Origin of the sequence: Kitasatospora putterlickiae, assembly GCF_039527695.1 — a bacterium.
Lineage (GTDB): Bacteria > Actinomycetota > Actinomycetes > Streptomycetales > Streptomycetaceae > Kitasatospora > Kitasatospora putterlickiae.
Map to the genome: position 1 here is coordinate 560 of NZ_BAAAKJ010000173.1, position 2,969 is coordinate 3,528.

The window sequence follows — 2,969 nt, forward strand, 5'->3', positions numbered from 1 at the left end:
GCCGACGGCCGCCGCCAGGTCGGCGTCTACTCCCGCCCGCAGGGCGAGGACGGGCCCGGCGGCATCTGGACCCGCCACGCCCAGGCCACCGTCGAGCCCGAGCGGACCCGCCCGCGCGCCGAGGACGCGGACTTCGCCCCGCTGCGGGTCTGGCCGCCCGCCGGCGCCACGCCGGTCGCGGTCACGGACGCCTACGAGACGCTCGCCGCGGCGGGCCACGGCTACGGCCCCGCCTTCCAGGGGCTGACGGCCCTCTGGCGCGGCGCCGACGGCGACCTGTTCGCCGAGGTGGCGCTGCCGGAGCCGGTGACCGGGGACGCCGACCGCTTCGTCCTGCACCCCGCCCTGCTGGACGCCGCCCTGCACGCCCAGCGGCTCGACGACGCCTTCGGCGAGGGCCTGCCGTACGCCTGGCAGGGCGTCTCGCTGTTCGCCACCGGCGCCGGCGCGCTGCGCGTCCGGCTGCGCGGCACCGGCGAGGACACCCTGCGGCTGAGCGCGGCCGACGCGGCCGGCGAGCCGGTGCTGCTCGCGGAGGAGGTGCGGCTGCGCCCGCTGGACCTCGGCCGCCTCGCCGCCGACGGTGCCGTGCCGGACACCCTGTTCACGGTGGAGTGGATCCCGGCCGCCGTCGAACCCGCGGCCGGACCGCCGTCGGTCGCCGTGCTCGGACCGGTCCCGCCGTCCGGCCACGGCGAGCTGCCCGGCGCCCGCCGCCACCCGGACGTCCAGGCCCTGGCGGCCGCCCTCGACGCCGAGGCGCCCGCCTACGGCCTGCTGACCTGCGGCACCGCCGCCGACGAGGCCGACCCCGCCGGGGCCGCCCGGCGGCTGGCGGTCTCCCTGCTGGCCACCGTCCAGGACTGGCTGGCCGAACCGCGCCTGGAGCACGTCCCGCTGATCGTCGCCACCCGTGGCGCCGTCCCCGCCGGGGCGGAGGGCCCGGGGGCCGTCGAGGACCTCGCCGCCGCCACCGCCTGGGGCCTGATCCGGGGCGCGCAGAGCGAACACCCCGACCGCTTCATCCTGCTGGACACCGACCCGGCGGCCGGGACGCCCGACTGGCCGGACCTGCTGGCCCGGGTCGCCGCCACCGACGAACCCCAACTCGCCCACCGCGACGGCGCGCTGCTGATCCCCCGGGCGGCGAGGACCCGGTCCGCCGCCGACACCGCCGCTCTGGACGCCGACGGCACGGCCCTGATCACCGGAGCCTCCTCCCGCCAGGGCCGGCTGCTCACCCGCCACCTGGTGGAGCGGCACCAGCTGCGCCACCTGGTGCTGACCGCCCCGCCCGGCGCCGAACCCGCCCTGGACGGGCTGCGCGAGGAACTGGCCGGGCTGGGCGCGGAGGTCACCGTCGCCGTCTGCGACCTGACCGACCGCGCGGCGCTCGCCGGGGTGCTGGCCGTAGTCCCCGAGGCGCACCCGCTGACCACGGTGGTGCACGCCGCCGGCGTGCCGGACAGCGCGATGCTGGAGACCCTCACCGGGCCGCAGCTCGACGAGGCGCTCGACGGCTGGCTGACCGGCGCCGTCCACCTGGACGCGCTGACCCGCGACCTCCCGCTCTCCGCTTTCGTCCTGTCCGCCTCGGCCGCCGGCGTCTTCGGCGGCGCGGGCTACGCCGGACTCGCCGCCGCGAGCGCCTTCCTGGACGGCCTCGCCCACCGCCGCCGCGCCCAGGGCGGGTACGCGCTCTGCGTGGCCTGGGGCGCCTGGAGCACCGCCGAGGACGCGCCGGCCGCCGAGGCCGAGCCGGCCAGGGCGACCCGCGACGGCGCCGTCCCGCTCTCCGCCGACGAGGGCCTCGCGGTCCTCGACGCCGCGCTGACCCTCGACGCCGCGACCGTCGTCGGCACCCGGGTCGACACCTCGGTGCTGCGCGAACGCGCCATGGCCGGAGTGCTCTCGCCGATGTGGCGCGCGCTGGTCCGCGGCTCCGCCAAGCGGGTCGCGGCGGCCAACGACGGCGCCGGCCGCTCGCTGGCCCGCCGACTGGTGGCCCTGCCCAAGGCCGAGCGGACCCGGTTCGTCCTGGACCTGGTGCGCGGGCACGCCGCGACGGTGCTCGGCCACGCCTCGGCCGCCCGCGTCGACGAGTCCCTCCGCTTCATGGAGGCCGGCGTGGACTCGCTGAGCGCCGTGGAGCTGCGCAACCGGCTCTCGGCCGCCACCGGCCTGCAGCTGCCCACCACCCTGATCTTCGACTACCCGACCCCGGCCGACCTGGCCCGCTTCGTCGAGGAGCAGGTGCTCGGCTCCGACCAGGAGACCACGCCGCGGACGCCGTCCGGCACGGTCCTGGCCAACGACCCCATCGCGGTGGTCGGCATGGCCTGCCGCTACCCGGGCGGGGTGGGTTCGCCGGAGGAGCTGTGGCGGATGGTCGCCGAGGGCGTGGACGCGACCTCGGAGTTCCCGACCGACCGGGGCTGGCCGGAGGACCTGTACGACCCGGACCCGGAGAAGTCGTGGAAGTCGTACACGCGGCGGGGCGGGTTCCTGGACGACGTGGCGGGCTTCGACGCGGAGTTCTTCGGGATCTCGCCGCGTGAGGCGCTGGCCATGGACCCGCAGCAGCGCCTGGTGCTGGAGGCGTCCTGGGAGGCGCTGGAGCGCGCCGGGCTGGACCCGCTCGGGATGAAGGGGCACCGCACCGGTGTCTTCATGGGCGCCGGACCGTCCTCCTACGTCTGCGACATGCCCGATGTGCCGGACCACCTGGAGGGCTACGCCTTCACCGGCAACAGCGCCGCCGTGCTGTCCGGCCGGGTGTCGTACTCCTTCGGGTTCGAGGGACCGGCGGTGACCGTGGACACCGCGTGCTCGTCGTCGCTGGTCGCCCTGCACCTGGCCGTCCAGTCCCTGCGCCAGGGCGAGTGCGAACTCGCGCTGGCCGGCGGCGTCACGGTGCTGTCCCGGCCGGGCGCCTTCACCGAGTTCTCCCGCCAGCGCGCGCTGGGGGG

2 pseudogenes are annotated in these 2,969 nt (G+C 77.6%); both read left to right on the forward strand.

Features of this window, described 5'->3' with window-relative positions:
• Positions 1-141 precede the first annotated feature (141 nt).
• Positions 142-1,665: pseudogene (locus ABD308_RS39710) on the forward strand (SDR family oxidoreductase); the annotation flags it as partial.
• 429 nt (positions 1,666-2,094) lie between these two features.
• Positions 2,095-2,969: pseudogene (locus ABD308_RS39715) on the forward strand (acyl carrier protein); the annotation flags it as partial.